Source organism: Flavobacterium sp. (assembly GCF_043756175.1).
Lineage (GTDB): Bacteria > Bacteroidota > Bacteroidia > Flavobacteriales > Flavobacteriaceae > Flavobacterium.
This window is the reverse complement of the sequence record NZ_JAYURN010000155.1, coordinates 1-25421: the sequence shown is the minus strand read 5'-3', so window position 1 is coordinate 25421 and position 25421 is coordinate 1. Positions and strand designations below refer to the sequence as shown.

The 25421-nt window shown below is 32.8% G+C and carries 28 protein-coding genes and 1 riboswitch; of the genes, 21 read left to right on the top strand and 7 right to left on the bottom strand.

Annotated elements, in window-relative coordinates; genetic code table 11:
* Positions 1-72 precede the first annotated feature (72 nt).
* Positions 73-459 (bottom strand): hypothetical protein, encoded by a 387-nt coding sequence (locus tag ACH2BP_RS12320; protein ID WP_395060328.1) that lies wholly within the window; start codon positions 457-459, stop codon positions 73-75.
* A gap of 3 nt (positions 460-462) precedes the next feature.
* Entirely contained in the window at positions 463-1809 is a 1347-nt protein-coding gene (locus tag ACH2BP_RS12315) for a serine hydrolase domain-containing protein (RefSeq protein ID WP_395060326.1), read from the bottom strand.
* A 196-nt stretch (positions 1810-2005) separates the two neighbouring features.
* Here ACH2BP_RS12315 and ACH2BP_RS12310 point away from each other — a divergent pair, with 196 nt between their 5' ends.
* From ACH2BP_RS12310 to ACH2BP_RS12290, 5 genes are all read left to right on the top strand, one after another.
* Complete coding sequence (locus tag ACH2BP_RS12310; protein ID WP_395060324.1) at positions 2006-3220, top strand: aminotransferase class V-fold PLP-dependent enzyme; 1215 nt, start codon at positions 2006-2008, stop codon at positions 3218-3220.
* Positions 3221-3346: 126 nt separating this feature from the next.
* Positions 3347-3850, top strand: coding sequence for a hypothetical protein (locus tag ACH2BP_RS12305; protein WP_395060322.1), 504 nt, complete (start codon positions 3347-3349; stop codon positions 3848-3850).
* On the top strand, positions 3850-4269 hold the full coding sequence (locus tag ACH2BP_RS12300) for a SufE family protein (RefSeq protein WP_395060320.1): 420 nt from the start codon (positions 3850-3852) through the stop codon (positions 4267-4269). Before ACH2BP_RS12305 ends, ACH2BP_RS12300 begins: the two co-directional genes overlap by 1 nt.
* A gap of 6 nt (positions 4270-4275) precedes the next feature.
* Positions 4276-4599, top strand: coding sequence for an SUF system Fe-S cluster assembly protein (locus ACH2BP_RS12295; RefSeq protein WP_394758888.1), 324 nt, complete (start codon positions 4276-4278; stop codon positions 4597-4599).
* Between the two features lies 1 nt (position 4600).
* Positions 4601-5107 (top strand): DUF2480 family protein, encoded by a 507-nt coding sequence (locus ACH2BP_RS12290; RefSeq protein WP_395060318.1) that lies wholly within the window; start codon positions 4601-4603, stop codon positions 5105-5107.
* Positions 5108-5151: 44 nt separating this feature from the next.
* Here the strand turns inward: ACH2BP_RS12290 and ACH2BP_RS12285 are convergent, their stop codons facing one another.
* Positions 5152-5748 (bottom strand): riboflavin synthase, encoded by a 597-nt coding sequence (locus ACH2BP_RS12285; protein ID WP_395060316.1) that lies wholly within the window; start codon positions 5746-5748, stop codon positions 5152-5154.
* Between the two features lie 57 nt (positions 5749-5805).
* Between ACH2BP_RS12285 and pdxA the strand changes: the two genes are divergently transcribed.
* From pdxA to rnpA, 7 genes are all read left to right on the top strand, one after another.
* Entirely contained in the window at positions 5806-6855 is a 1050-nt protein-coding gene (pdxA, locus tag ACH2BP_RS12280; RefSeq protein ID WP_395060314.1) for a 4-hydroxythreonine-4-phosphate dehydrogenase PdxA, read from the top strand.
* Between the two features lie 84 nt (positions 6856-6939).
* Positions 6940-7503 carry a YceD family protein gene (locus ACH2BP_RS12275; RefSeq protein WP_395060312.1) on the top strand — a complete coding sequence of 188 codons (564 nt, stop codon included), beginning with the start codon at positions 6940-6942 and terminating at the stop codon, positions 7501-7503.
* A 9-nt stretch (positions 7504-7512) separates the two neighbouring features.
* Positions 7513-7707 (top strand): 50S ribosomal protein L32, encoded by a 195-nt coding sequence (gene rpmF, locus ACH2BP_RS12270; RefSeq protein ID WP_011964469.1) that lies wholly within the window; start codon positions 7513-7515, stop codon positions 7705-7707.
* A gap of 161 nt (positions 7708-7868) precedes the next feature.
* Positions 7869-8870 carry a beta-ketoacyl-ACP synthase III gene (locus tag ACH2BP_RS12265; RefSeq protein WP_395060309.1) on the top strand — a complete coding sequence of 334 codons (1002 nt, stop codon included), beginning with the start codon at positions 7869-7871 and terminating at the stop codon, positions 8868-8870.
* A gap of 70 nt (positions 8871-8940) precedes the next feature.
* Complete coding sequence (accB, locus tag ACH2BP_RS12260) at positions 8941-9420, top strand: acetyl-CoA carboxylase biotin carboxyl carrier protein (protein ID WP_395060307.1); 480 nt, start codon at positions 8941-8943, stop codon at positions 9418-9420.
* A gap of 88 nt (positions 9421-9508) precedes the next feature.
* The gene (gene accC / locus ACH2BP_RS12255; RefSeq protein WP_395060305.1) at positions 9509-10855 is read left to right on the top strand and encodes an acetyl-CoA carboxylase biotin carboxylase subunit; all 1347 of its coding nucleotides are present in this window, start codon (positions 9509-9511) and stop codon (positions 10853-10855) included.
* 106 nt (positions 10856-10961) lie between these two features.
* Positions 10962-11336, top strand: a complete 375-nt coding sequence (rnpA, locus tag ACH2BP_RS12250; protein WP_395060303.1) for a ribonuclease P protein component — start codon at positions 10962-10964, stop codon at positions 11334-11336.
* A gap of 145 nt (positions 11337-11481) precedes the next feature.
* Here the strand turns inward: rnpA and pckA are convergent, their stop codons facing one another.
* Complete coding sequence (gene pckA / locus ACH2BP_RS12245; protein ID WP_395060301.1) at positions 11482-13107, bottom strand: phosphoenolpyruvate carboxykinase (ATP); 1626 nt, start codon at positions 13105-13107, stop codon at positions 11482-11484.
* Between the two features lie 69 nt (positions 13108-13176).
* A complete protein-coding gene (locus ACH2BP_RS12240; protein ID WP_395060299.1) occupies positions 13177-13563 on the bottom strand; it encodes a DUF423 domain-containing protein in 387 nt (128 codons plus the stop codon).
* An 84-nt stretch (positions 13564-13647) separates the two neighbouring features.
* Between ACH2BP_RS12240 and ACH2BP_RS12235 the strand changes: the two genes are divergently transcribed.
* The 4 genes from ACH2BP_RS12235 (at position 13648) to ACH2BP_RS12220 (ending at position 19000) form a co-directional block, all read left to right on the top strand.
* Positions 13648-15018, top strand: coding sequence for a saccharopine dehydrogenase family protein (locus ACH2BP_RS12235; RefSeq protein ID WP_395060297.1), 1371 nt, complete (start codon positions 13648-13650; stop codon positions 15016-15018).
* 131 nt (positions 15019-15149) lie between these two features.
* The gene (locus ACH2BP_RS12230; protein ID WP_395046549.1) at positions 15150-15620 is read left to right on the top strand and encodes an Lrp/AsnC family transcriptional regulator; all 471 of its coding nucleotides are present in this window, start codon (positions 15150-15152) and stop codon (positions 15618-15620) included.
* 86 nt (positions 15621-15706) lie between these two features.
* Complete coding sequence (locus ACH2BP_RS12225) at positions 15707-16459, top strand: UDP-2,3-diacylglucosamine diphosphatase (protein ID WP_395060295.1); 753 nt, start codon at positions 15707-15709, stop codon at positions 16457-16459.
* Positions 16460-16656: 197 nt separating this feature from the next.
* Positions 16657-16751: riboswitch (TPP riboswitch) on the top strand.
* 86 nt (positions 16752-16837) lie between these two features.
* Positions 16838-19000 carry a TonB-dependent receptor gene (locus ACH2BP_RS12220; protein ID WP_395060293.1) on the top strand — a complete coding sequence of 721 codons (2163 nt, stop codon included), beginning with the start codon at positions 16838-16840 and terminating at the stop codon, positions 18998-19000.
* 149 nt (positions 19001-19149) lie between these two features.
* Here the strand turns inward: ACH2BP_RS12220 and ACH2BP_RS12215 are convergent, their stop codons facing one another.
* Positions 19150-19764, bottom strand: a complete 615-nt coding sequence (locus ACH2BP_RS12215; protein ID WP_395060291.1) for a hypothetical protein — start codon at positions 19762-19764, stop codon at positions 19150-19152.
* Positions 19765-19815: 51 nt separating this feature from the next.
* Positions 19816-20235, bottom strand: a complete 420-nt coding sequence (locus ACH2BP_RS12210; RefSeq protein WP_395060289.1) for a hypothetical protein — start codon at positions 20233-20235, stop codon at positions 19816-19818.
* A gap of 164 nt (positions 20236-20399) precedes the next feature.
* Between ACH2BP_RS12210 and greA the strand changes: the two genes are divergently transcribed.
* From greA to ACH2BP_RS12185, 5 genes are all read left to right on the top strand, one after another.
* Positions 20400-20876 carry a transcription elongation factor GreA gene (gene greA, locus ACH2BP_RS12205; RefSeq protein WP_395060287.1) on the top strand — a complete coding sequence of 159 codons (477 nt, stop codon included), beginning with the start codon at positions 20400-20402 and terminating at the stop codon, positions 20874-20876.
* Between the two features lie 114 nt (positions 20877-20990).
* On the top strand, positions 20991-21380 hold the full coding sequence (locus tag ACH2BP_RS12200) for an HIT family protein (protein ID WP_395060285.1): 390 nt from the start codon (positions 20991-20993) through the stop codon (positions 21378-21380).
* Between the two features lie 64 nt (positions 21381-21444).
* Positions 21445-23346 (top strand): S9 family peptidase, encoded by a 1902-nt coding sequence (locus ACH2BP_RS12195; RefSeq protein ID WP_395060283.1) that lies wholly within the window; start codon positions 21445-21447, stop codon positions 23344-23346.
* A gap of 30 nt (positions 23347-23376) precedes the next feature.
* Positions 23377-23976, top strand: a complete 600-nt coding sequence (locus ACH2BP_RS12190) for a hypothetical protein (RefSeq protein WP_395060281.1) — start codon at positions 23377-23379, stop codon at positions 23974-23976.
* 94 nt (positions 23977-24070) lie between these two features.
* A complete protein-coding gene (locus tag ACH2BP_RS12185) occupies positions 24071-25258 on the top strand; it encodes an aminopeptidase C (protein WP_395060279.1) in 1188 nt (395 codons plus the stop codon).
* Positions 25259-25421: the final 163 nt, after the last annotated feature.

Below are 25421 nucleotides of genomic sequence, written 5' to 3'. Positions count from 1 at the left end.
TTTGATAGCCATTTTTTCGGCAGTCTTGATTTGTTGGTGTTTCCATAGGTACTAAAAGTGTTTAATTTTTAGTCAACCTATTTTAGGACGATACATTTCCTCTTGTGTTTTGTTACTTGAATTTTGGATTAAATCTATAATTCTCGTTCTATTTATAAATGCAAAAGCAGTCAAAAAAAGTAAAGATATTATTTGAATTTTAATAATTCCAATAGAAAAACCCATTTGAAAAGGAGTGAATAGAATAATGCTAAAAGTCCCTAAAATCAAAGCAATTCCGAAAACTTTTTTACTGTATTTTTTAAATTTATAAAAAACAATAAAACAAATTATAATCGAAATTAATCCTATAAAAAATGACAAGTTAAAAATCCATTTAGAAACGAATCCAATAATAGAAGTAACAATTGTTATAGTTGAAAGGCATATTAATAAATAAAAATCTTTATTCTTTTTCATAATCTATTTCTTCAAACTCCCTAAAATTCCTTTCAACATTCCATTAAAATCAAATTCATCTTCTTCTTTCAGTCCCATTCTCACAATAACAATATCTTGCGACGGAATAATAAATACATTTTGCCCTTGAAAACCATTGGCGGAATATAAATCTTTTGGTGCGTCAGGATATTTTCCACCAGCATTTAGCCAGAATTGTCCGCCATAAACACCCTTAGAATCATTAGTTGGCGTGGCTACATATTTTGCCCAGCTTTCATCAAAAATTTGTTCGCCATTCCAATTTCCTTTGTGTAAATAGAGTAAACCAAATTTCGACCAATCACGAGCGGTTGCCCAGCCGTATGAAGAGCCAACATAATTTCCTGCCATATCAGTTTCTATCACCATCGAATTCATTCCTATTTTATCAATTAAAGCTGAATACCAAAAATCTAAATATTCTTGGTGTGTTTTAAACTGATTTCTTAAAATTCCAGACAATAAGTTTGTCGTTCCAGAAGAGTAATTCCAGTGTGTGTTGGGTTTAAATTTTGATGGTTTTACGACTTGAGATTTTGTCATATCTTCTGCCTGAAAAAGCATTTTTGTTGCATCTGAAATCTTATCATAATTCTCTTCCCATTCTAACCCGGAATTCATATGTAATAAATCGTTTGTGGTAATATTTTTGCGGTCGTCATTTTGCCATTCCGCAATTGGAGCTGGTTTATTAATATCAAATTTTCCTTGTTTTTGAAGAATTCCGAAATAAGTTGCTGTAATGCTTTTTGTCATAGACCAACCCAAAATTTTAGAATCTTTTGTAAAACCTGTATCGTATTTCTCGGCAATAATTTTATCTTTATAAATGATTAATAAAGCGCGAGTTCGTTTCTTTTTTTCTCCTTTTTTATCAAAAGAATTTTCAACAGCGGTATTTAATTTTATATAATCAACATTCTCAAAAATTACTTTTTCAGTTTCCTTATTTCCGTAAGGAAAAGGTAAATTGTTGTTTAGTTTTGTTCTTTTTGGAACTTCATAAGGTTTAGATTCATCAAAATCATCATCTACCAAAGTCGCTCCTAATCCTTCACGATATATTGCTTTTCGTTCTTTCAAACCATAAACCGAAGCTGAAGCTGATTTAGAATTATTATCAATTTCGTTTGTTGCCAAATCAATCATATCAATGTCATTGTCACCTTTTTCGATCATTTCAATCGAGCGATTATCAATAAAGTGTCCTGAAGCGATACTTTTGGCAGAAAAGCCAGAAATCAAATCCAGTTTTGGATAAGTTGTAAAACCAAAATAAACTAAAAATAAGAGTATCGCTAAACCAATAATTTTGAAGAATTTTTTCATAAAGTAGAATTTATAACTTAAATGCAAGTTAAGAAAATTTACTATATAAGGGATTTAAGAAAATATAAGAAAAACAAAATTATATATCCTTAAATGCGTTATGTTGTTTAATAAAGATTAAAAATTTATTAACGAATGTTTGATAAAATTCCGTTTCTATTTGACTACTTTTGTATTTAGAATTTTTATAAATAAGATGTTAGATATAAATAAAATAAGATCCGATTTTCCCATTCTTACTCAAAAAGTAAACGGAAAACCTTTGGTTTATTTCGATAATGGTGCCACATCGCAAAAACCACAAGTAGTTATTGATGCCATTGCAAAGTATTACGAGCAAATAAATGCCAATATTCATCGTGGTGTGCATACGTTAAGTCAATTAGCGACAGATGCTTACGAGGAATCGCGTATCAAAATTCAAAACCATATTAATGCACAATTTTCTCACGAAGTGCTTTTTACATCAGGAACAACATTTGGAATAAATCTTGTTGCCAACGGATTTGTATCTATTTTAAAACCAAATGATGAGGTTATGGTTTCGGCACTCGAACATCATAGTAATATTGTGCCTTGGCAAATGTTATGCGAAAAAACAGGCGCAAAACTGGTTGTAATTCCTATGAATGAAAACGGAGAATTAATCCTATCCGAATACGACCGATTGCTTTCTAATAAAACCAAAATTGTTACTGTAAATCATATTTCGAATGCATTAGGAACTGTAAATCCTATCAAATATATGATTACCAAAGCACATGAAGTAGGCGCTGCCATTCTAATTGATGGAGCCCAAGCTGTACCGCATCTCAAACCTGATGTACAAGAATTGGATTGCGATTTTTATGTTTTTTCTGGACACAAAATGTGTGGGCCAACAGGAACGGGGATTTTGTACGGAAAAGAAGCTTGGCTTAACAGACTTCCACCCTATTTAGGTGGTGGAGAAATGATAAAAGAAGTGACTTTTGAAAAAACTACTTATGCCGATTTGCCACATAAATTCGAAGCGGGAACACCCAATATTGCAGGCGGAATTGTGCTAGGAACCGCTGTAGATTATATGAATTCGATAGGTTTCGAAAACATACAACAACAAGAAAAAGAATTGTTAGAATACGCAACTGAAAAATTATTAGAGATTGACGGTTTAAAAATCTTCGGAACAGCGACAACAAAAACATCTGTAATTTCTTTCAATATCGATGGGATTCATCCATACGACATTGGTACGATTATTGACAAATTAGGAATAGCGGTTCGTACTGGTCATCATTGCGCCCAGCCAATTATGATTTATTTCAAAATTCCGGGAACTATAAGAGCGAGTTTTGCGTTTTATAATACAAAAGAAGAAATTGATATATTTGTAGAAGCTGTCAAAAAAGCAAAAACAATGTTGTCTTAAATTTAATTGAATCTATTTCTGCTATCCGTTGCAATCTTTTTATCGGCGAAAAGCCTCAAAAAAGAATTTTCGCTGCAAACGAAGTTCACTGAACTCAGATGAAAATAACCGTAAAAAACAAACAATATGAAAACAATTGCATTAGTATTTTTAAGTTTATTCCTGACAAAATCATGTCAGACAAAAAAAGGCACAACCGAAAATGCTCCAGTAGCGGAAGTTGTAAAAACAGAAGAAACAAAACCTGAAATGATAGAAAACAAACTTCAAACAGGAACAAAAGTAGAATATGAAGCAATGTCTAGAGGTTTTTTTAGCAAAATTGTCTTCGAAAACAACCAACTTACAATTGCTTCCGATAGAAATAATGCAGAAAAAGGAACAGTTATTATGCTTACTAAAGAAGATGCTTCTGCGATATTAAACCTTGTTAAAGCGGTAAATTTGGATGAATTTCCAAATCTAATAGCGCCATCAGATAAAAGAATGTATGACGGAGCACCTCATGCAAATATAACCATTACATCAAACGGAACAGTGTATACTGGCCCAGGTTTTGATGGTGGAAATCCGCCATCCGCCATCGCAAAATTAGTTTCAAAATTAGTTTCTTATTCAGAGAAAAAATAATGACCATAAAAGAAATTCAAGAAGAAATTGTAGACGAGTTTTCGATGTTCGATGACTGGATGCAACGTTACGAATACATCATCGATTTAGGAAAAAACCTTCCCTTAATAAAAGAAGAATTCAAAACTGATGGAAATATTATCAAAGGTTGCCAATCGAAAGTATGGCTGCAAGGGGAGCAGTATGATGACAAAATCGTTTTTACTGCCGATAGTGATGCTATTTTAACCAAAGGAATAATTGCCATATTAATTAGAACTTTTTCTAATCAAACCGCCTCAGAAATTCTTGAAGCCGATATGAATTTTATTGACGAAATCGGATTAAAAGAACATTTATCGCCAACTCGAGCCAACGGATTGGTTTCGATGATAAAACAAATAAAAATGTACGCATTGGCTTTTCAAGCTAAAAATTAAAATATTATGGAAGAATTTAACGATACAATCAATTTAGGAGAAGAGGCAGTAAAAGTTTTAAAAACGATTTACGATCCAGAAATTCCTGTAGATATTTACGAACTAGGTTTAATTTATGATGTTTTTGTAAACGAAACATTAGACGTAAAAATCTTAATGACACTTACTTCTCCAAACTGCCCAGTGGCTGAAACTTTGCCAAGAGAAGTAGAAGACAAAATTAAAAAAATAGATACTGTAAAATCTTGTGAAGTAGAAATCACATTCGATCCGCCGTGGACAAAAGATTTGATGAGTGAAGAAGCAAAATTAGAATTAGGAATGCTATAAAATGCAAGACGAAATAATAAACAAAGTTGCTAATTCTGTACTCGAAGTTTTCGATTTAGAGGATTATTATGCAAAAGAAATTCGGACGCAAATAGATATTTCACAGTGGCTTTATGAAGGTTTTTTATTAAAAGAAAAAGACTTTCGTGAAGAGCTAAAAAATCATGATTGGTCACAATACGAGAACCATTATGTAGCTATACATTGCTCGACAGATGCTATTATTCCTGCATGGGCAAGTATTTTGGTCACCATTCATGTTTCGCCATTTGCTAAAAAAGCAGTATTCGGAAGTTTACAAGATTTAGAAACTAGTATATACCAAGAAATACTATCTACTATAGATTATTCTAAATACCAAGACAAACCTGTAATTATAAAAGGATGCTCTAAAAAACCTGTTCCCGAAAGTGCTTATATTCTGGCCGTACAAAAACTACAACCATTTGCAAAAAGTATTATGTATGGTGAAGCTTGTTCGGCAGTTCCTTTGTTTAAAAGAAAATAGAATTATTTTTTTGTGATTTTAAATAATAAAGTGCTTAGCTTAGGCTATTTGTCAAGATTCATACCGTGCAATCTTGCCACATATTTTCCAATGACATCAAATTCTAAATTTATTTTCGTTCCAATTTCAAAATCATGAAAATTTGTATGCTCATAAGTATAAGGAATAATAGCTACGCTAAATTCATTTTCTTTAGAATTTACAACCGTTAAGCTCACGCCATTTACAGTAATCGAACCTTTTTCGATAGTGATGTTATGTAAGTTTTTATCATATTCGAAAGTAAAATACCAGCTCCCATTAGCTTCTTCAATATTTTTACAAATCGCAGTTTGATCTACGTGGCCTTGCACAATATGTCCATCAAGTCTGTCGCCAAGTTTCATCGCGCGTTCCAGATTCACCACATCATCTACATTCCAAGTTGATAAATTAGTTTTATCGATTGTTTCTTTGATAGCCGTTACAGTATAAACATCATTATCGATGTTTACAACGGTTAAACAAATTCCATTATGTGCTACACTTTGATCGATTTTAAGTTCGTTTGTAATAGTAGAGGCTACTTTTATATGAATATTTTCACCTTCTTTTTTTAATGCTTTTATTGTGCCGAGAGTTTCTATGATTCCTGTGAACATTGCTGGTTTTATTTTAGTAAATTTGCATTCAAAATTAGCAATAAATACGTTGAACTGATGACAAAAAGAGCAGAAAATATAATTGTAGGCATTTCTATAGGAGATTTAAACGGAATAGGGAGCGAAATAATCCTAAAATCGTTCGAAGATTCTAGAATGTTAGAATTATGTACACCCATAATTTTTGCTAATGTAAAAATCCTATCATTTCTTAAAAAAGAACTACGATTAGAAGTGCCTTTGCACGGAATAGATAGATTGGACCAAATGGTTATTGGTAAAATAAATGTATTAAATGTGTGGAAAGAAGGCGTAAATATAAATTACGGTCAGCTAGACAATGAAGTTGGAAAATATGCTATAAAATCTTTCGTTGCAGCCACTAAAGCTCTAAAAGATGGTGTTATAGATGTTTTAGTGACTGCGCCAATAAGTAAATCGAATATTCAAGCGGAAGATTTTAAATTCCCAGGGCACACCGATTATTTAGACCAAGAATTAGAAGGCGATGCGCTGATGTTTATGATTCAAGATAATTTGCGTGTAGGATTGCTTACAGATCATGTTCCATTAAGTGATGTAGCAAAACATCTGACCGAAGAATTAATTAGGAAAAAAATAAAAACAATTAATAAATCACTAATTCAAGATTTTGCAATCAGAAAACCCAAAATTGCAGTCTTAGGACTCAACCCACATTCAGGAGATAATGGGGTTATTGGTGACGAAGAGGACAAATTAATCAAGCCAACATTAAAAAAGATTTTTGACGAAGGAATTTTGGTTTTTGGTCCATTTTCTGCTGATGGTTTCTTCGGAAGCAACCAATATGAAAAATATGATGCCGTAATTGCGACCTATCATGATCAAGGATTAATACCTTTCAAAACCTTGTCTTTTGGTAAAGGTGTCAACTATACAGCTGGTTTAACTAAAGTAAGAACATCGCCAGACCACGGAACTGCTTTCGAAATTGCTGGAAAAGGAATCGCCGATAACAATTCTTTCTTAGAAGCAATATATTCAGCAATTGATATTTTTAAATCTAGAAATGAATACAACGAAATGACAATTAGACCTCTTAAAACAAAAGAAAAGCAGTTATAAACAAAAAAATGTTGATAACGCTTTTAAGTTTATAAAAAATTTATATCTTTGCACTCCCTAATAAAGGAACAAATTGTTGTTAAGATGAAAGTTACAAATGAATTTTTAATCCCATTCATAGGATTAAAGCTAGGTAAACATCAGTTTGAGTACCAAATTAGTAAAGCGTTCTTTGAGTACTTTGAGTTTGACGAATTTGAAAGCGCCAACATCAAAGTAAACATAGTATTAGAAAAGAAAAACACAATGCTTGAATTAAATTTCAAACATTCAGGAGCCATAAATGTTCCGTGTGACTTAACAAGCGAAGATTTTGATTTGCCAATAAAAGGAAGTTTAAAACTCGTAGTTAGATTTGGTGAAACATTCAATGACGAAAATGAGGATTTACTCATATTGCCAATCGGAGAGCACCAAATAGATGTTGCACAGTATATTTATGAAATGGTTGTCTTGTCTATACCGCTCAAAAAAACGCATCCAGGTGTAAAAGATGGTACTTTAGAAACTAAAGCATTATCAAAATTGAAAGAAATAAGTGTTACTGAACAAACACAGGAAGAAAATGTTCAAGAAGAAACAGAAATAAAAGCAGAGAATACAGACCCGCGTTGGGACAAATTGAAAACACTATTAACGGATAAATAATTTTGCAAAATGGCACATCCTAAGAGAAAGATCTCCAAAACAAGAAGAGACAAAAGAAGAACTCATTATAAAGCAACTGTTGCTCAAATCGCAACTTGCCCTATAACTGGTGAAGCACATTTATACCACAGAGCTTACTGGCATGAAGGTAAAATGTACTACAGAGGTCAAGTAGTTATCGACAAACAAACAGCTGTTGCTTAATGCATTTTTTGTATAAAACACCTAACTCTCACTAAGTGAGAGTTTTTTTGTTGACTATAACCGAAAATAAAAATTGAAATAAAAAAATTTTTCATTTAAAGTTTTTTTGTAACTTCATCGTCTTTTAAAATCTAAGTTTTTAGAAGCATTATTTGAACTTTATGAATACAATTACAGCCGCAATTACAGCCGTTGGCGCATACGTTCCCGAGTTTGTACTCTCTAACAAAGTGTTAGAAACCATGATCGATACTAACGATGAATGGATAACAACTCGCACAGGAATCAAAGAAAGAAGAATTCTTAAAGAAAAAGGTAAGGGAACTTCTTATCTTGCCATAAAAGCTGCGCAAAACCTAATCGAAAAATCAGGAATAAACCCTGCAGAAATAGATATGGTAATTATGGCAACCACAACACCTGACATGCCAGTGGCATCAACAGGCGTTTTTGTTGCTACACAAATAGGTGCTGTAAATGCTTTTGCATATGATTTACAAGCAGCTTGTTCTAGCTTTTTATACGGAATGTCAACCGCCGCCGCATACATACAATCAGGACGTTACAAAAAAGTGCTATTAATTGGTGCGGATAAAATGTCATCAATAATCGATTATACTGACAGAGCTACTTGCATCATCTTCGGAGATGGCGCAGGAGCAGTTTTATTCGAACCAAATACCGAAGGTTTAGGATTGCAAGATGAATATTTACGTTCTGACGGAATAGGTCGCGATTATTTAAAAATTGACGCTGGAGGTTCTATGCTTCCTTCTTCAAAAGAAACAGTTGAAAACGGACAGCATACTGTTTTTCAAGATGGTAAAACAGTTTTCAAATATGCCGTTTCTGGTATGGCAGATGTAAGTGAGAAAATTATGCAACGCAATAATTTAACCAACGATGATGTAAATTGGTTGGTTGCTCACCAAGCAAACAAACGTATTATCGATGCCACTGCACAGCGTATGAATCTTGATGAGTCTAAAGTGTTATTAAACATTCACCGTTACGGAAATACCACTTCGGCAACATTACCATTATTATTAAGTGATTTCGAAAACCAATTAAAAAAAGAAGATAACCTTATATTTGCTGCATTTGGTGGCGGATTCACTTGGGGATCTATTTATTTAAAATGGGCATATAATAAAAAGGATTAAAGAATTGAAAGGTTAAACTATAATCTTTTAATTTTTAAAATAATAAAAACCATAACTAAAACGAATAACCATGGATTTAAAAGAAATTCAAAATCTAATCAAATTTGTAGCAAACTCAGGTGTTGCAGAAGTAAAGTTGGAAACAGGTGATGTGAAAATCACAATTAGAACAACTTTAGAAGGTAGTACAGAAACAACTTATGTACAACAAATGCCTGCGCAAAACATGTTACAACAAGCAGTTGCGCCACAACAAATTGCCCCAGTTGCTCAAACTCCAGTTGCACCAGCTGCAGACGAAAATGCTAAATATATTACTGTAAAATCACCAATTATTGGGACTTTTTACAGAAAACCATCACCAGACAAACCAATGTTTGTTGAGGTTGGAAGTACAATTGGAAAAGGCGATGTTCTTTGTGTAATTGAAGCTATGAAATTATTTAACGAAATCGAATCTGAAGTTTCAGGGAAAATCGTTAAAATTTTGGTAGATGATATGTCACCGGTAGAATTTGACCAACCATTATTCTTAGTTGATCCATCATAGAGAGATTATAAATGCTAAATTTTGAATGATGAATTTCATCGTTCAAAAAAATTTAAAATTTAAAATTCAACATTTAAAATTTCAAAAGATGTTTAAAAAAATATTAATTGCAAACAGGGGCGAAATAGCACTTCGTATTATTAGAACCTGTAAAGAAATGGGCATTAAAACCGTTGCGGTTTACTCTACAGCCGATGCTGAAAGTTTACACGTAAAATTTGCAGACGAAGCTGTTTGTATTGGACCGCCACCAAGTAACTTGTCTTACTTAAAGATGTCAAACATTATTGCCGCTGCCGAAATTACAAATGCAGACGCAATTCACCCGGGTTACGGATTCTTGTCTGAAAACGCTAAGTTTTCTAAAATCTGTCACGAGCATAATATCAAATTTATAGGTGCTTCACCAGATATGATTGATAAAATGGGCGATAAAGCTACCGCAAAATCAACAATGAGAGAAGCTGGCGTACCTTGCGTACCAGGTTCAGAAGGCATTTTAGAATCTTACGAACAAGCAGAACAATTAGCTGCCGAATTTGGTTACCCAGTAATGCTTAAAGCAACTGCTGGTGGTGGTGGAAAAGGGATGCGTGCTGTATGGAAACAAGAAGATTTACTAAAAGCTTGGGAAGGCGCTCGTCAAGAGTCGGCTGCCGCTTTTGGAAATGATGGAATGTATCTTGAAAAACTAATCGAGGAACCTCGTCATATCGAGATTCAAATCGTAGGTGATTCTTTCGGAAAAGCATGTCACTTGTCTGAAAGAGATTGCTCAGTACAACGTCGTCACCAAAAATTAACTGAAGAAACACCATCTCCATTTATGACCGATGAACTTCGTGAAAAAATGGGATTAGCAGCAGTAAAAGCTGCCGAATATATTAAATATGAAGGAGCAGGAACGGTTGAGTTTTTAGTAGACAAACACCGTAATTTCTATTTTATGGAAATGAATACTCGTATCCAAGTAGAGCACCCAATTACAGAGCAAGTTATCGATTACGATTTAATTCGTGAGCAAATTATGGTAGCTGCTGGAATTCCTATTTCAGGAAAAAATTATTTACCTCAATTACATGCTATCGAATGTCGTATTAATGCAGAAGATCCTTACAACGATTTCCGTCCTTCACCAGGAAAAATTACGGTATTGCATTCGCCAGGCGGACATGGAGTTCGTTTAGATACCCATGTTTACGCAGGTTATACAATTCCACCAAATTACGATTCGATGATTGCAAAGTTAATCACAACAGCGCAAACACGTCAAGAAGCGATCAATAAAATGAAACGTGCTTTAGATGAATTTGTAATTGAAGGAATCAAAACTACCATTCCTTTTCACAGACAATTAATGGATGATGAAAGATATGTTGCAGGGGATTATACCACAGCATTTATGGATACTTTCAAAATGAAAGAACAAAGATAAAATAACAATCCCACTTGAAAGAGTGGGATTTTTTTGTTAGAAATAAATGTGTAATTTGAAAAAATCATACATTTTAACTTCGTATTTTTGTCTTTTATAATTCTTAATGAACAACACCTACCCAAAGACCGAAAAGCTAAAAAGCAAAACAACTATCGATTTACTCTTTTCGGAAGGAAAATCGGTATCTAAATACCCATTGCGATTGGTTTATGTGCCCATTAATTTAGAAAAAGATGAGCAAATAAAAATGGGTGTTTCTGTTTCTAAAAAATATTTCAAAAAAGCAGTCGATCGGAATTATTTCAAACGTGTCCTACGAGAAACATATCGTTTAAACAAGGATTTATTATTAGAAAATTCAGAAAAAAAGTACGGTTTTATGTTTTTTTATCAAACTAAAGATCGGCTGACTTATCAAGAAATTAATGAAAAAACAATTCAGTTATTTCAAAAATTTGTAGCGTCAATAAAAGAGTAACGGTTTATTTTCAAGACCTGTCTTTCCCACGCAGGTGGGAAACCAAAATAGATTCCCACCTGCGCGGGAATGACAAAAAAGTGGAAAACAAAAAAGAGTTACTCGTTAGAGCAACTCTTTTTTTATAAACCGAATTAATAACGTATTATAATTGTGGTCCTGCTTTTATTAGATTTTTACCTTCTTCGTTATCTGTATATTGAACAAAGTTTTTAATAAATCTCCCTGCTAAATCTTCTGCTTTTGTAGTCCATTCCGAAGAATCTGTATAAGTATTTCTTGGATCAAGAATATCTGAATTCACATCATGCAAAGTTGTTGGAACTGCAAAATTAAAAATAGGTACTATTGTAGTTTCTACTTTTTCGATAGAACCATCTAAAATAGCATCAATAATAGCACGTGTGTCTTTTATAGAAATTCGTTTTCCTGTTCCGTTCCAACCTGTGTTTACCATATAAGCCGTAGCTTTATGTTCTTCCATTTTTTTTATCAATTCTTGTCCGTATTGTGTTGGGTGAAGTGATAAAAATGCTTTCCCGAAACAAGCCGAAAATGTTGGTTCTGGTTGTGTTACGCCTCTTTCTGTTCCTGCTAATTTTGCAGTAAACCCAGATAAGAAATAGTATTTAGTTTGTTCTGGTGTTAACTTAGATACTGGAGGCATAACTCCAAAAGCATCGGCAGTTAAAAATATAACTTTAGTTGCATGACCTGCTTTAGATACTGGTATTACAATATTGTCTATATGATCTATTGGATAAGAAACCCTTGTGTTTTGAGTAACCGAACCGTCTTTGAAATCTATTTTTCCGTTAGCGTCAACTGTTACGTTTTCAAGCAAAGCGTTTTTACGAATAGCCTTGTAGATATCTGGTTCGTTTGCTTCGCTCAAATCGATTGTTTTTGCGTAACAGCCGCCTTCAAAATTGAAAACTCCGTCGTTATCCCAACCGTGTTCATCGTCCCCTATTAATTCTCTTTTAGGATCTGTAGATAAAGTTGTTTTTCCTGTTCCAGACAATCCGAAGAAAACGGCAACATCGCCATCTTTTCCTTTGTTTGCAGAACAGTGCATCGATGCCATTCCTTGCAATGGTAAGTAGTAGTTCATCATAGAGAACAACCCTTTTTTCATTTCGCCACCGTACCAAGTTCCTCCAATTAATTGGATTTTCTCAGTCAAGTTAAACGCTACAAATACCTCAGAATTTAATCCGTGTGCTGCAAAATCTTTAAATTCAGTTTTAGAACCGTTCATTACTACGAAATCTGGCTCTCCGTAAGTTTCCATTTCAGCATCAGTAGGGCGGATAAACATATTTTTCACAAAATGTGCTTGCCAAGCCACCTCAACAATAAAACGGACTTTTAGACGAGAATTTTCATTTGCACCACAAAAAGTATCTACTACAAAAAGTCTTTTTCCAGATAATTGATTAACGGTTGTTTCTTTAAGCGCATTCCAAGTATCTTGAGAAATTGCTTTGTTATCGTTTACTGCTTTGTCTGAAGTCCACCAAATCGTGTTTTCAGTTACGGCATCTTTTACAATATATTTGTCTTTTGGGGAGCGACCTGTAAATTCGCCTGTCATAACATTTACAGCGCCAAGCTCTGTAAGCTGTCCTCTTTCGTAGCCTTCAAGAGCAGGATTTAACTCTTCTTGATATAAAAATTCAAATGAAGGATTATGAATTATTTCTGAAGCGTTTGTTATTCCGTACTTTTCTAACGAAATCGATTTCGTAGATTGTTTATATGTTTCCATAAATAATTTTATGTGTGAATACTTGAACAAAGTGCAAAAGTATAAATATTATTTCAAACAGCTTGAGTATTATCCTTTTTTTATACTTATGTAATAAAAAGAAATTACCCAAGAAATTATAAGAAGTAAGCCTCCTATTGGAGTTATTGGTCCTAAAAATTTAAAATTCAAACCCATTGAACTACTTGATGATAATAAAAATATAGAACCTGAAAATAAGATTGTTCCAAATAAAGTCAGATAAAAAACAATATTTTTCTGTTTCATTTCCATGAATGTTGTTGTGCCTACAAACAGCAGAAACAAAGCATGATACATCATATACTTTACACCAACTTCAAACGAAGACAATTGTTCTGGTGTTAAAACTTTTTTTAGTGCATGTGCCCCAAAAGCACCTAACACAATCGAAACAAATCCAAAAACTAATGCGGTGAGAATGATTTTCTTGTCCATAATCTTTTTAATTAAAACTTCTGTTTTCTTTCGTCAAAAATATAACATTTCATTACATTTGCGTCACTTTTTTACAATCAAAAAATGAGAAATGTACTTATTATTGGAGCTGGACGCTCAGCTTCATCACTTATAAAATATCTTTTAGACAAGTCTGAAAGCGAAAATCTGCACCTTACTATTGGCGACCTATCACCAGAATTAGCCCAACGTAAAACCAAAAATCACAAAAACGCAACTGCAATTGCTTTAGATATTTTTGATGCAAATCAAAGAAAAGCTGAAATTCAAAAAGCAGATATTGTTATTTCAATGTTGCCCGCGCACATGCATATTGAAGTAGCAAAAGATTGTGTGATCTATAAAAAACACATGGTAACTGCTTCTTATATTAGCGATGCTATGCAAGAATTAGATGTTGCCGCCAAAGAAAATAATTTAGTTTTCATGAACGAAATAGGACTCGACCCGGGTATCGATCATATGAGTGCTATGAAAGTTATTGATGAAATTCGTGACAAAGGCGGAAAAATGATACTTTTCGAATCTTTTTGTGGTGGATTAGTTGCTCCAGAATCCGATAATAATCTGTGGAATTACAAATTTACTTGGGCACCAAGAAATGTAGTTTTAGCAGGACAAGGTGGCGCAGCAAAATTTATACAAGAAGGAACTTACAAATACATTCCTTATCACAAATTATTTCGTAGAACCGAATTTTTAGAAGTTGAAGGTTACGGCCGTTTTGAAGGTTATGCCAACCGTGATTCTCTAAAATACCGAAGTATTTATGGTTTAGATGATGTGCTGACCTTATATCGAGGAACGATTAGAAAAGTAGGATATTCGAAAGCATGGAATATGTTTGTACAGTTAGGAATGACAGACGATTCCTATATAATAGATGATTCTGAAACGATAAGTTACCGTGAATTTGTAAACCTGTTTTTACCATATCACCCAACCGATTCTGTCGAAATAAAACTTCGTTTAAGTCTCGGTATCGAACAAGATGATATTATGTGGGACAAGCTATTAGAACTCGATTTATTTAATAAAAATAAAATTGTAGGTTTAAAAGATGCTACACCAGCACAAATTCTCGAAAAAATATTGACTGATAGTTGGACTTTACAACCAGAAGACAAAGACATGATTGTCATGTACCATAAATTTGGTTATGAACTCAACGGAAAACAACACCAAATAGATTCTAAAATGGTTTGCATTGGCGATGATCAAACGTATACCGCAATGGCAAAAACAGTAGGATTGCCAGTTGCCATGGCGACTTTACAAATCTTAAACGGAAAAATAACAACTCCTGGCGTTCAGTTACCTATAAAAGAGGAAGTGTATTTACCTATTCTAAAAGAATTAGAAGAATTTGGCATTCATTTCAAAGAAACCGAAATGCCTTATGTAGGTTACAATCCCGACAAAGTAAGAAATTAATTTAAACCCATATTTCTTGTTTTTTCAATACGAATTCCACTAATTAATGTATATAAATTAGCGTAGTTTGTGTTTGTAATATAGTATATATTTAAAACTAAATTTCTATTTTTGATTTAAATTTACAATCCATGAAGATAAATCAGTTACAAATAGAAATAGATGGCATCGATAAAGAAATTCTTCGTTTCTTGATGGAAGATGCTAGAAAACCAATTCTTCAAATTGCTAATAAAATAGGAATTTCTGGCGCCGCCATTCACCAACGATTGCGAAAACTAGAAGATGCAAAGGTTATTTCGGGGTCAAAGCTAATTGTAAACACAAAAGTTTTGGGTTATAACACCATGGCTTTTGTGGGCGTTTATTTAGACAAAGCGTCGAGTAATGCAGAAGCTGTAAAAGAATTAAAAAAAATCCCAGAAGTCTTAGAATGTCATTATACGACAGGAAACTGGAGTATTCTTATAAAAATTATTTGTCGTGACAATGAGCATTTAATGAACTTGCTGAACAAAAAAATACAACCTATTGATGGTGTTTCCAGAACAGAAACATTTATATCTTTAGACCAACAAATAGAAAGACAAATTCAATTGTAGAAATTTGGAAATTTATATAATATCGATTCTCTTTCATCCAAAATCATTTTAGTATAAATCCTTATATTTGCTTCAAACAAAACCAAATGACTATTTCATCATCTAAAAAAATATACTTTGCCAGCGACCAACATTTAGGTGCGCCAACTGCCGAAGCTAGTTTTCCTCGAGAGCAAAAATTTGTTGCTTGGCTAGACGAAGTAAAACAAGATGCCGAAGCAATATTTTTGTTAGGAGATTTATTCGATTTTTGGTTCGAATATAAAACTGTTGTGCCACGAGGTTTTGTACGTGTTTTAGGCAAACTTGCCGAAATTCGTGACAGCGGAATCCCAATTTATTTCTTCGTAGGAAACCATGATTTATGGATGGGAGATTATTTCGAAAAAGAACTCAATATTCCGGTTTATCACACGATTAAAGAATTCACTTTCAACAATAAAACATTTCTAATAGGTCACGGAGATGGTTTGGGTCCAGGCGACAAAGGCTACAAGCGCATGAAAAAAGTGTTTGTGCATCCTTTTTCGAAATGGTTATATCGTTGGCTTCACCCTGATATTGGTGTAAAACTAGCACAATACTTATCAGTCAAAAATAAATTAATTTCTGGCGATGAGGATGTTCGTTTTCTAGGAGAAGACAACGAATGGTTGGTGCAATACGCTAAATACAAATTAGAAACCAAACACTATGATTTCTTCGTTTTTGGTCACCGTCATTTGCCAATGGAAATTCAAGTAGGCGAAAACTCAAAATACATTAATCTAGGCGACTGGATAGGTTATTTTACTTATGGCGTTTTCAACGGAAATACTTTCGAACTTAAGAAATACTGAAAAATATACACCACAGATTCACAGATTTTATTAATATGATAATTGAATTTAATTTCACAGATTTTTTATATAAAACATAAAATCCGTGTAGACTTCTTAATTGTCAAACTTTTTATTCTTTATATCTGTGGCAAAACTTATTCTGAAAAAGAAATTTACAAAAGTTTGTGTAGTCTGTCTTTAAAAGCTAATTTTGCACCGTCTCAAAGGGGTGCTCTAAATAACGAGCTGAGATTATACCCAAAGAACCTGGGCAAGTAATGTTGCCAAGGGAATAATGACAAACAACTAATGTAAACGTTAGTTATGTCATGGAATCATCAATTTATTAATTTAAAAAAAGAATAATTCCCCCTTTTATTCGTAAAATCTTTACGGATGAAAAATCTATTTAGTTACAAAAGCTTTTTGCTTTCTATCGCTATTCTTGGCTCGAGTCTTTCTTACTCACAAGAAGCAGACACTACAAAAACAAAAAAACTGGAAGAAGTCATGGTGCAAGCCATTCGTGCCAACGAAAAAACACCTGTTACCTTCTCTAATTTTACCAAAAAAGAAATCGCAAAGCGAAATCTAGGTCAAGATATTCCTATTTTGATGAATTTCTTACCATCAGTCGTTACCACTTCCGATGCAGGAGCAGGAGTTGGTTATACAGGAATTCGGGTGCGTGGTTCCGATGCTACTCGTGTTAATGTAACGATCAATGGGATTCCTTACAACGATTCAGAAAGTCATGGAACTTATTGGGTAAACATGCCAGACTTTGCTTCTTCGATAGAAAGTATTCAGCTGCAACGTGGCGTGGGAACTTCTACAAATGGCGCAGGTGCTTTTGGCGCGAGTTTAAATTTGTTGACCGAATCGGATAACGCATCGGCTGGTGGAGAAATTTCAAACTCATTTGGAAGTTTTAAAACAAGAAAGCATACGGTCAAATTCAATACTGGATTAATGAATGATCATTTCGAAATTTCAGGAAGATTGTCTAAAATTAATTCCGATGGTTATATCGACAGAGCAAAATCTGATTTGAAATCTTATTTCTTGCAAGGTGCTTACATTGGTAAAACCACAAGGATAAAAGCATTGGCTTTTGGTGGAAAAGAAATTACCTATCAATCATGGAATGGTATCGATGAAAATCAATTAAAATTAAATCCAACTTACAATCCATCAGGTCTTTTCACTGACGAATTCGGAAACAATCGTTTTTATGACAATGAAGTAGACAATTACCAACAAGATCATTATCAGTTGCATTGGAACGAGAAAGTTTCGGAAAAATGGAATACAAACCTAGCTTTTCATTACACAAAAGGAAAAGGATTTTATGAAAATTATAAAGAAGATGCCGATTTTGTCGAATATAATTTAACACCAGTTGGGCTAGCAACTACAACCGATATTATTCGTCAAAAATGGTTAGATAACGATTTCTACGGAACTACATTTTCTGCAAATTACAAAGGCGAAAAACTATCGATGATTTTTGGTGGTGGTGCAAATAAATACGAAGGAAAACATTTTGGTAAAGTAATATGGGCAAGATTGGCTTCTACAAGCGAATTGGGAGATCATTATTATGACGATTACGGGATAAAAACGGATTTAAATGTTTTTGCAAAAGCTAATTATCAAATTATAGATAAGTTGAATCTTTTTGGAGATTTACAAGTTAGAAATGTAAACTATAAAGCTAACGGTGTTCAGCCAATATTAGTAAATGAAACATTCAATTTTTTCAACCCAAAAGCAGGTTTGACTTTCTCACCAAACGAGAAAAATAACCTTTATTTTTCATACGCAGTTGCCAATCGTGAGCCTAAGCGTGAAGATATTGAGAACAAGAATGTAAGACCTGAAAAACTAAATGATTATGAATTGGGCTGGCGTTTTGCCAATGCAAAAACAAAACTAAATGCCAATATTTACTATATGCGTTACAAAGACCAACTGGTGCTTACAGGCGCACTAAACGATGTAGGAACTCCAATTGCCGAAAACAGTGGAAAAAGTTATCGTTTAGGTCTTGAAATTGATGCAAAAATAGAAATTACAAACAAATGGTCGGTTCAGCCCAATGTGGCTATAAGCCAAAGTAAGAATCAAGATTTTTATTTTCAAAGAGATGGAGTTTTGCAAAATTTAGGAGAAACAACTATTTCGTATTCACCACAACTTATAGCTGGAAATATTTTAACTTTTTCACCGTTAAAACCTTTGCAAGTTTCATTATTATCTAAATTTGTAGGCGAACAATTTATGGGAAATATCGATTCCGAAGCTTCGAAACTAGATAGTTATTTTATCAATGATTTGAATGTAACTTACGAAATAGAAACCAAAAAAGTATTCAAATCGATTGTGTTTTCGGTTTTAGCAAATAATGTTTTAAACAGAAAATATATTTCAAATGGTTATTTTTACACTTACGACGACAGTTGGTCTAATCCGCCAAGTATTAAAACTATAGAAGGCGCAGGATATTATCCGCAAGCAGGTGCCAATATTTTAGTCGGTTTGACTTTGAAGTTTTAGAGTTATTACAAAACTGTTATTCAACATGAATTGCACTAATTTTCACAAATTAATTTGTGAAAATTAGTGAGATTTGTGGTTGTTTTAAAGCTAAACACAAAAAAAGCCTAGCAGTTCCGTAAAATCGCCGTTATCTGCTGTTTTTGTAATTAAGTTATCCATGTCCTGCGATGTTGTATCACTTTCCATTTTCCTTTTATTTTTTGTAAATATATTGCTCGTGCAGAACCAAAACGTAAATAATGATAATTTAATTCTACGTAGGCGTTTGTATTATCTAAAGAGAAAATAGGAATTGAAATGTCATAATATTTAAGTTTTCTGAGTTTTTTACTGAGTTTTATTTCTTCAAAAGTTATGGTTTTTAATTTACTATAAAGACTTTTATCTATTTCAAACCGCTTTAAAATATTATTTTGTGATAAAAGAAACAACGAATCTTTTTTTGTAAAAAACCTTTTTTTATCAATATCTACAAAAAGTAAATTTTGGATATAGACTTTATTTTCCCAATCCGATTCAATATTTACAAGTTCTCCAGGTTTTGGATATTTTGCAATTTTAATTTCTATTTTATTCAATTCAGTGCATAAGGAAATTGAATCAGAACTATATTTTAAAACAGGTAAACTATCACTATAAATTATAGTTTCTATGATTTCATTTATATCCTTGGTTATAGACAACGCAAATTCATCTTCTGCCTTTTTATTTTGACAGCTAACAAACATAAATATTACGATTAGGAATAAAAAGTTTCTCATTTTGAAGTGTTTGTTAAAATAGCAGGCACTTGTGACTTTGTAGTTAACCTCTTAATTATAAACCCTCAAATTAGCACCACTAATTTCAATTTTATAAGGTTTTAAAGGATATTGTCCAGAACCAACACCTGTATACAAGCTATATTCTACATTGTCACAAGGGCATTTTCCATTAATTCCATTTATAGTAAGTTGCGTGCAATCGCTCGGATATTGGTTAGGGCAACTTGCTTCAAAAGCGCGATAATCATCGGTGCCCACTTTCATCATAATAATTCCTTTTATTCCTGCTCCAGCATTGGTAATTAAAACCGGATTGCTAGGAAAATTAAGGTTGCTATACGACGGCAAACTCGTGTTTATAATTACCGAAAATGAATAATTTGGCAAATACGGATTATCACTTACAACTTTATCTTTTTGACAAGACAAAGTAAGAATGGCTATTATTATGAGGAAATATCGTTTCATTTTAAAAATTTTCAACTTATTTTGTTAGAACAAATTTAATTTAATTAACTTTGTAATAGTATGATTGTCATATAAAATTACAAACTGAAATAAAAAATAATATCTTTGCATAAAGAAATCCCGTCGCGATGGGATTTTTTCTATTTATATATAACGAATAAATTATGAGTACAGTATCTTATTATACAGCCGAAGGATTAAAAAAACTAAAAGACGAGTTAGAACAACTCAAAGCAATTGAACGCCCAAAAGCGTCGGCAGACATTGCTGAAGCTAGAGACAAAGGAGATTTATCTGAAAATGCGGAATATGATGCTGCAAAAGAAGCACAAGGTCTTTTAGAGTTGAAAATCAAAAAAATGGAAGAAGTATATTCTAATGCTCGTTTAATTGATGAATCTCAATTAGATGTTTCGAAAGCATTGGTTTTATCGCATGTGAAGATTAAAAACCAATCTAACGGTATGGAAATGTCTTACCATTTAGTTGCCGAAAGTGAAGCAGATCTTAAAACAGGTAAAATATCAGTAACTTCTCCAATTGGGAAAGGATTACTAGGGAAATCTGTTGGGGAAATTGCCGAAATTACCGTTCCTAACGGAGTTTTAAAATTTGAAATCTTAGAAATTTCAAGAGATTAATTTAGATAGTTAGGCTACTTAGATTTTTAGATTTCTTAGACAGAAAAATTAAAAGTTTAAATATCATAAAGTCTAACATACTATGAAGTCTATCATTCTAAATATCTAAAAAAGATGTCAAGTATTTTTACCAAAATAGTAAACGGAGAAATTCCTTGTTATAAAATTGCAGAAGATGACAATTTTTTAGCCTTTCTCGAAGTAAATCCAAATGCAAAAGGGCATACTTTGTGTATTCCGAAGCAAGAAATAAACAAGATTTTCGATATAAACGATGATTTGTATTTGGGATTGATGGCTTTTGCCAAAAAAATCGCAATCGCATTAGAAAAATCGGTTCCGTGCAAACGAATTGGTATGGCAGTTATAGGGTTAGAAGTTCCTCACGCTCACGTGCATCTTATTCCGCTTAACGAAATGGACGAAATGCGTTTCGAGAATAAAGTAAGTCTAACACCAGAAGAATTTTTAGCTTTGGTTAAAGTGATTCAAGGAAATTTATAAATTTTTATTTATACCAAACCATCAGTAATTATTGATGGTTTTTTAATTTAATAAACACATAACTATGAAAAAAATATTGATTTTAATACTATTCACAATGAGTTTAAACGTTGTTGCGCAAAATACAATGTCTCCAGAATTATTATGGAAACTAGGAAGAGTTACTGCTTTAGGAATTTCTAAAGATGGTAAGAATGTTGTTTATAGTGTTTCGACACCATCAATAGAAGAAAACAAATCGGAAAAGAAGTTTTATACCATTCCAGTAATTGGCGGAAAAGCAACAGAAGTAAAAGACACCAAAGATTTATTAATAGACAAAAACATTTCTCCCGATGGAAAATATCTTGTTTATAATGAAGAAGTAAAAATCGACAAAGTTCACGGAAAAGATTATTATCCAGAATTAGAAAAATCGAATGTTCAGATATACAATGGTTTAGATTATCGCCATTGGGACATTTGGAACGAAGGAAAATTTAACCATGTTTTTTATAAAGAAAAAAAAGAAGGTTCAGTTGGAACAGATATTCTAAAAGGCGAAAATTTCGATTCACCACAAAAACCATTTGGTGGCGACGAAGATTATATTTGGTCACCAGACAGCAAAAGCATTTTGTATGTGTCTAAAAAAGTATCAGGAACAAAATACGCCATTTCGACCAATACCAATATTTACGAATACAATCTAGAAACTCAAAAAACCATCAATAGAACCGAAGCCAATTTAGGTTACGACACCAATCCTGTTTTTTCTCCACAAGGAAATTTAACGTATTTGCAAATGAAACGCGATGGTTATGAAGCCGATAAAAACGATATTATTGTCGATTTTAAAGGTATAAAAATGAATCTAACTGCAAATTGGGATAATTCAGTTTCTAGCTTTTCTTGGAGTAAAGATGGTAAAAATGTATATTTTCTTGCAGCAATAGACGGAACACAACAATTATTTGAAGTTAATTTTCCTGGTGTAACAAGAATTGCAATTACGGTAACGCAACTTACTTTTGGGGATTTCGATGTGCATGATATTGTAGATATCACTACCGATAACGCGATTGTTACAAGAACAGACATGAATCACGCATTAGAAATTTATTCTTATCATTTAAAGAAAAAAACATGGTTGCAACTTACAAAAGTAAACAATGATGCTTATGCTAAATTGGCATTACCAAAATACGAAAGACGTTATGTAACTACTACCGATGGTAAAAAAATGCTAGTTTGGGTGATACTCCCTCCTAATTTTGATGCTACTAAAAAGTATCCAACCTTATTATATTGCCAAGGAGGACCACAAAGTCCGTTGACACAATTTTATTCTTTCCGTTGGAATTTCTCTCTAATGGCATCGCAAGGATATGTCGTCGTAGCACCAAACAGAAGAGGAATGTATGGTCACGGACAAGCTTGGAACGAGCAAATTTCTGGTGATTGGGGCGGACAAGTGATGCAAGATTACCTTTCTGCAATAGACAATGTTGCTAAAGAAAATTATGTAGATAAATCTCGTTTGGGTTGTGTTGGCGCTAGTTATGGTGGTTATTCTGTGTTTTATTTAGCCGGAATTCACAACAACAGGTTTAAAAGTTTTATTGCACATGACGGTGTTTTCAATACTCAAAGTATGTTTGGTACAACAGAAGAAGTGTTCTTTAACAACTGGGATTTTGGCGGTGCTTATTGGGAAAAAGACAATAAAATCGCACAACAAACCTATACTAAATTCAATCCTATCAATTATGTAGACAAATGGAATACACCCATTTTAATCATACAAGGCGGAAACGATTTTAGAGTGCCAATTGGTCAATCACAAGAAGCATTTCAAGCAGCGCAATTGCGAGGAATAAACAGTCGCTTTTTGTACTTTCCAGAAGAAAACCACTGGGTTTTGAAACCTCAAAATGCACAAGTTTGGCAAAAAGAGTTTTACAAATGGTTGAAAGAAACGTTGTAGGATAATTGGAAAAATTAAAAGCATATATTTATGAATAAATTGGCAATTATTCTTTTAATGTTATTCTTATTTGGATGTTTGGAGAATAAAAAAAATCCTGAAAAACAGAAATTAAATGAAAGTTTTTATGGAAATGAATTAATCGAAAATGAATTTCTGAAATTTGCAAATCAGGAAAATACGGATTCACTTAAAATTGAAATTATTGAATCGTTTAATATTTATAATGAGGGTAATTTTAAAATAGTTTCTATCGATGCAGAAGAATTAGCTGAATTTAATTTTAAATCGTTTGTTCCAAATTTGAATAAAATCTTATCAAAAAGAAAGATTCAGTTAGATGTAGAAACTGCCGAGAATTATGAAAGTTCGAATGATATTTTAATAAATCAAGAAAAAATAAAACTATATTCTAACAAAGAAATGAATGATGATACTTTTTGGGACGCTGCATCTAGAAATTTTTTCAAAAAAGTAAATGAAATTATTTTAAAAAGTAGCTTACCTGAAAAATTCTATTTGTTGTACGAAGGAAATGATTTGAGTGTTATGTTACTAACAGAAAAGCAATATAAAATTATTGCAGAAAAATATAAAAACGAAGCAAAAGAAATTCCATATTTGCCTTGAAGATACATTTCTTAATTAAAACCTAAATTGTTGTTAAATTAAAAAATAAGAAAGAACATTTTTTAATTTTACGAACCATTAAAAAACAAAAATTATGAATACAATTAAATCCCTATTTATAGCGACTTCGTTAATTGTTTGTGCTTCAAGCTTTGCACAAGACAATTTAGTGAATTCATTAAAAATAAATGCTAGCGAGAAAAGCAAAGAAGCATTCAAATTTACTGATGTCATTAATTTAGAAAATACTTCTGTAAAAACACAAGGTTCTTCAGGAACTTGTTGGAGTTATTCGGCAAACTCTTTTTTAGAGTCAGAAATGATTCGTATGGGAAAAAAACCAGTAGAGTTATCTCAAATTTTCTCTGCACGTAATGCTTATGTAGAAAAAGGAAGAAATTACGTTCGCATGCATGGTGCTGTAACACTCGGTGATGGTGGTGCTTTTCACGATGTGATGAATATGTATCGCAAGTATGGTGCGGTTCCTCAATCGGTTTATACGGGATTAAATTACGGAACAGATAAAAATAAATTTGGCGAAATGGCAGCTTTAGGTGAAGCTTTATTAGCGGCTGTGGTGAAAAATCCTAACGGAGAACTAACACCAAACTGGGAAAAAGCCTATGCAGCGGTTATCGATTCTTATCTAGGAATTGTACCAAAAACTTTCGATTATAACGGAAAAAAATACACGCCTGAAACTTTTGCAAAAGAAGTTGTAGGGATTAATGCCGATGATTATATCGAAATTTCTTCTTTACAAGAATATCCTTATTATTCGAAATTTGTATTAATGGTTCCAGACAACTGGTCATTTGACCAAGTATATAATGTACAAATTAATGAATTGACAGATATTACAGACAATGCTTTAAAAAGCGGTTATACTGTTGCTTGGGCTGGTGATGTGAGCGAAAAAACATTTAGTTGGAAAAATGGCGTGGCTTTTGTTTCTGAAAAGAAAGTTGAAGACATGACTACCGAAGAAAAAGCAGATTTGTTTAATGGTCCTAAAAAAGAACCAGTTGTTACAGAAGATATGCGTCAAAAAGGTTTTGACAATTATAATACAACCGATGATCACGGTATGCACATTGTTGGTTTAACCAAAGACCAAACTGGAAAAGAATATTATATTGTAAAGAATTCTTGGGGAACTACAAACGATTACATAGGTTATTTGTATATGAGTAAAGAGTTTGTAAAATACAAAACTACGGCTCTTATGGTTCACAAAAAATCGATTTCTGCAGATATGGCTAAGAAGTTGAAAGTATAATTTTAATAGAATTTTTATATAAAAATGGGAAGTGTTTAATTTAAGCATTTCCCCTTTTTAATTGACAGAAAACAGAATAAAAATCATGTGGTTTTAATATTTTTATGCTTTGATTTTACTGTAATATAACAGGTGGTTTGTCATTCTGACGAAGGAAGAATCT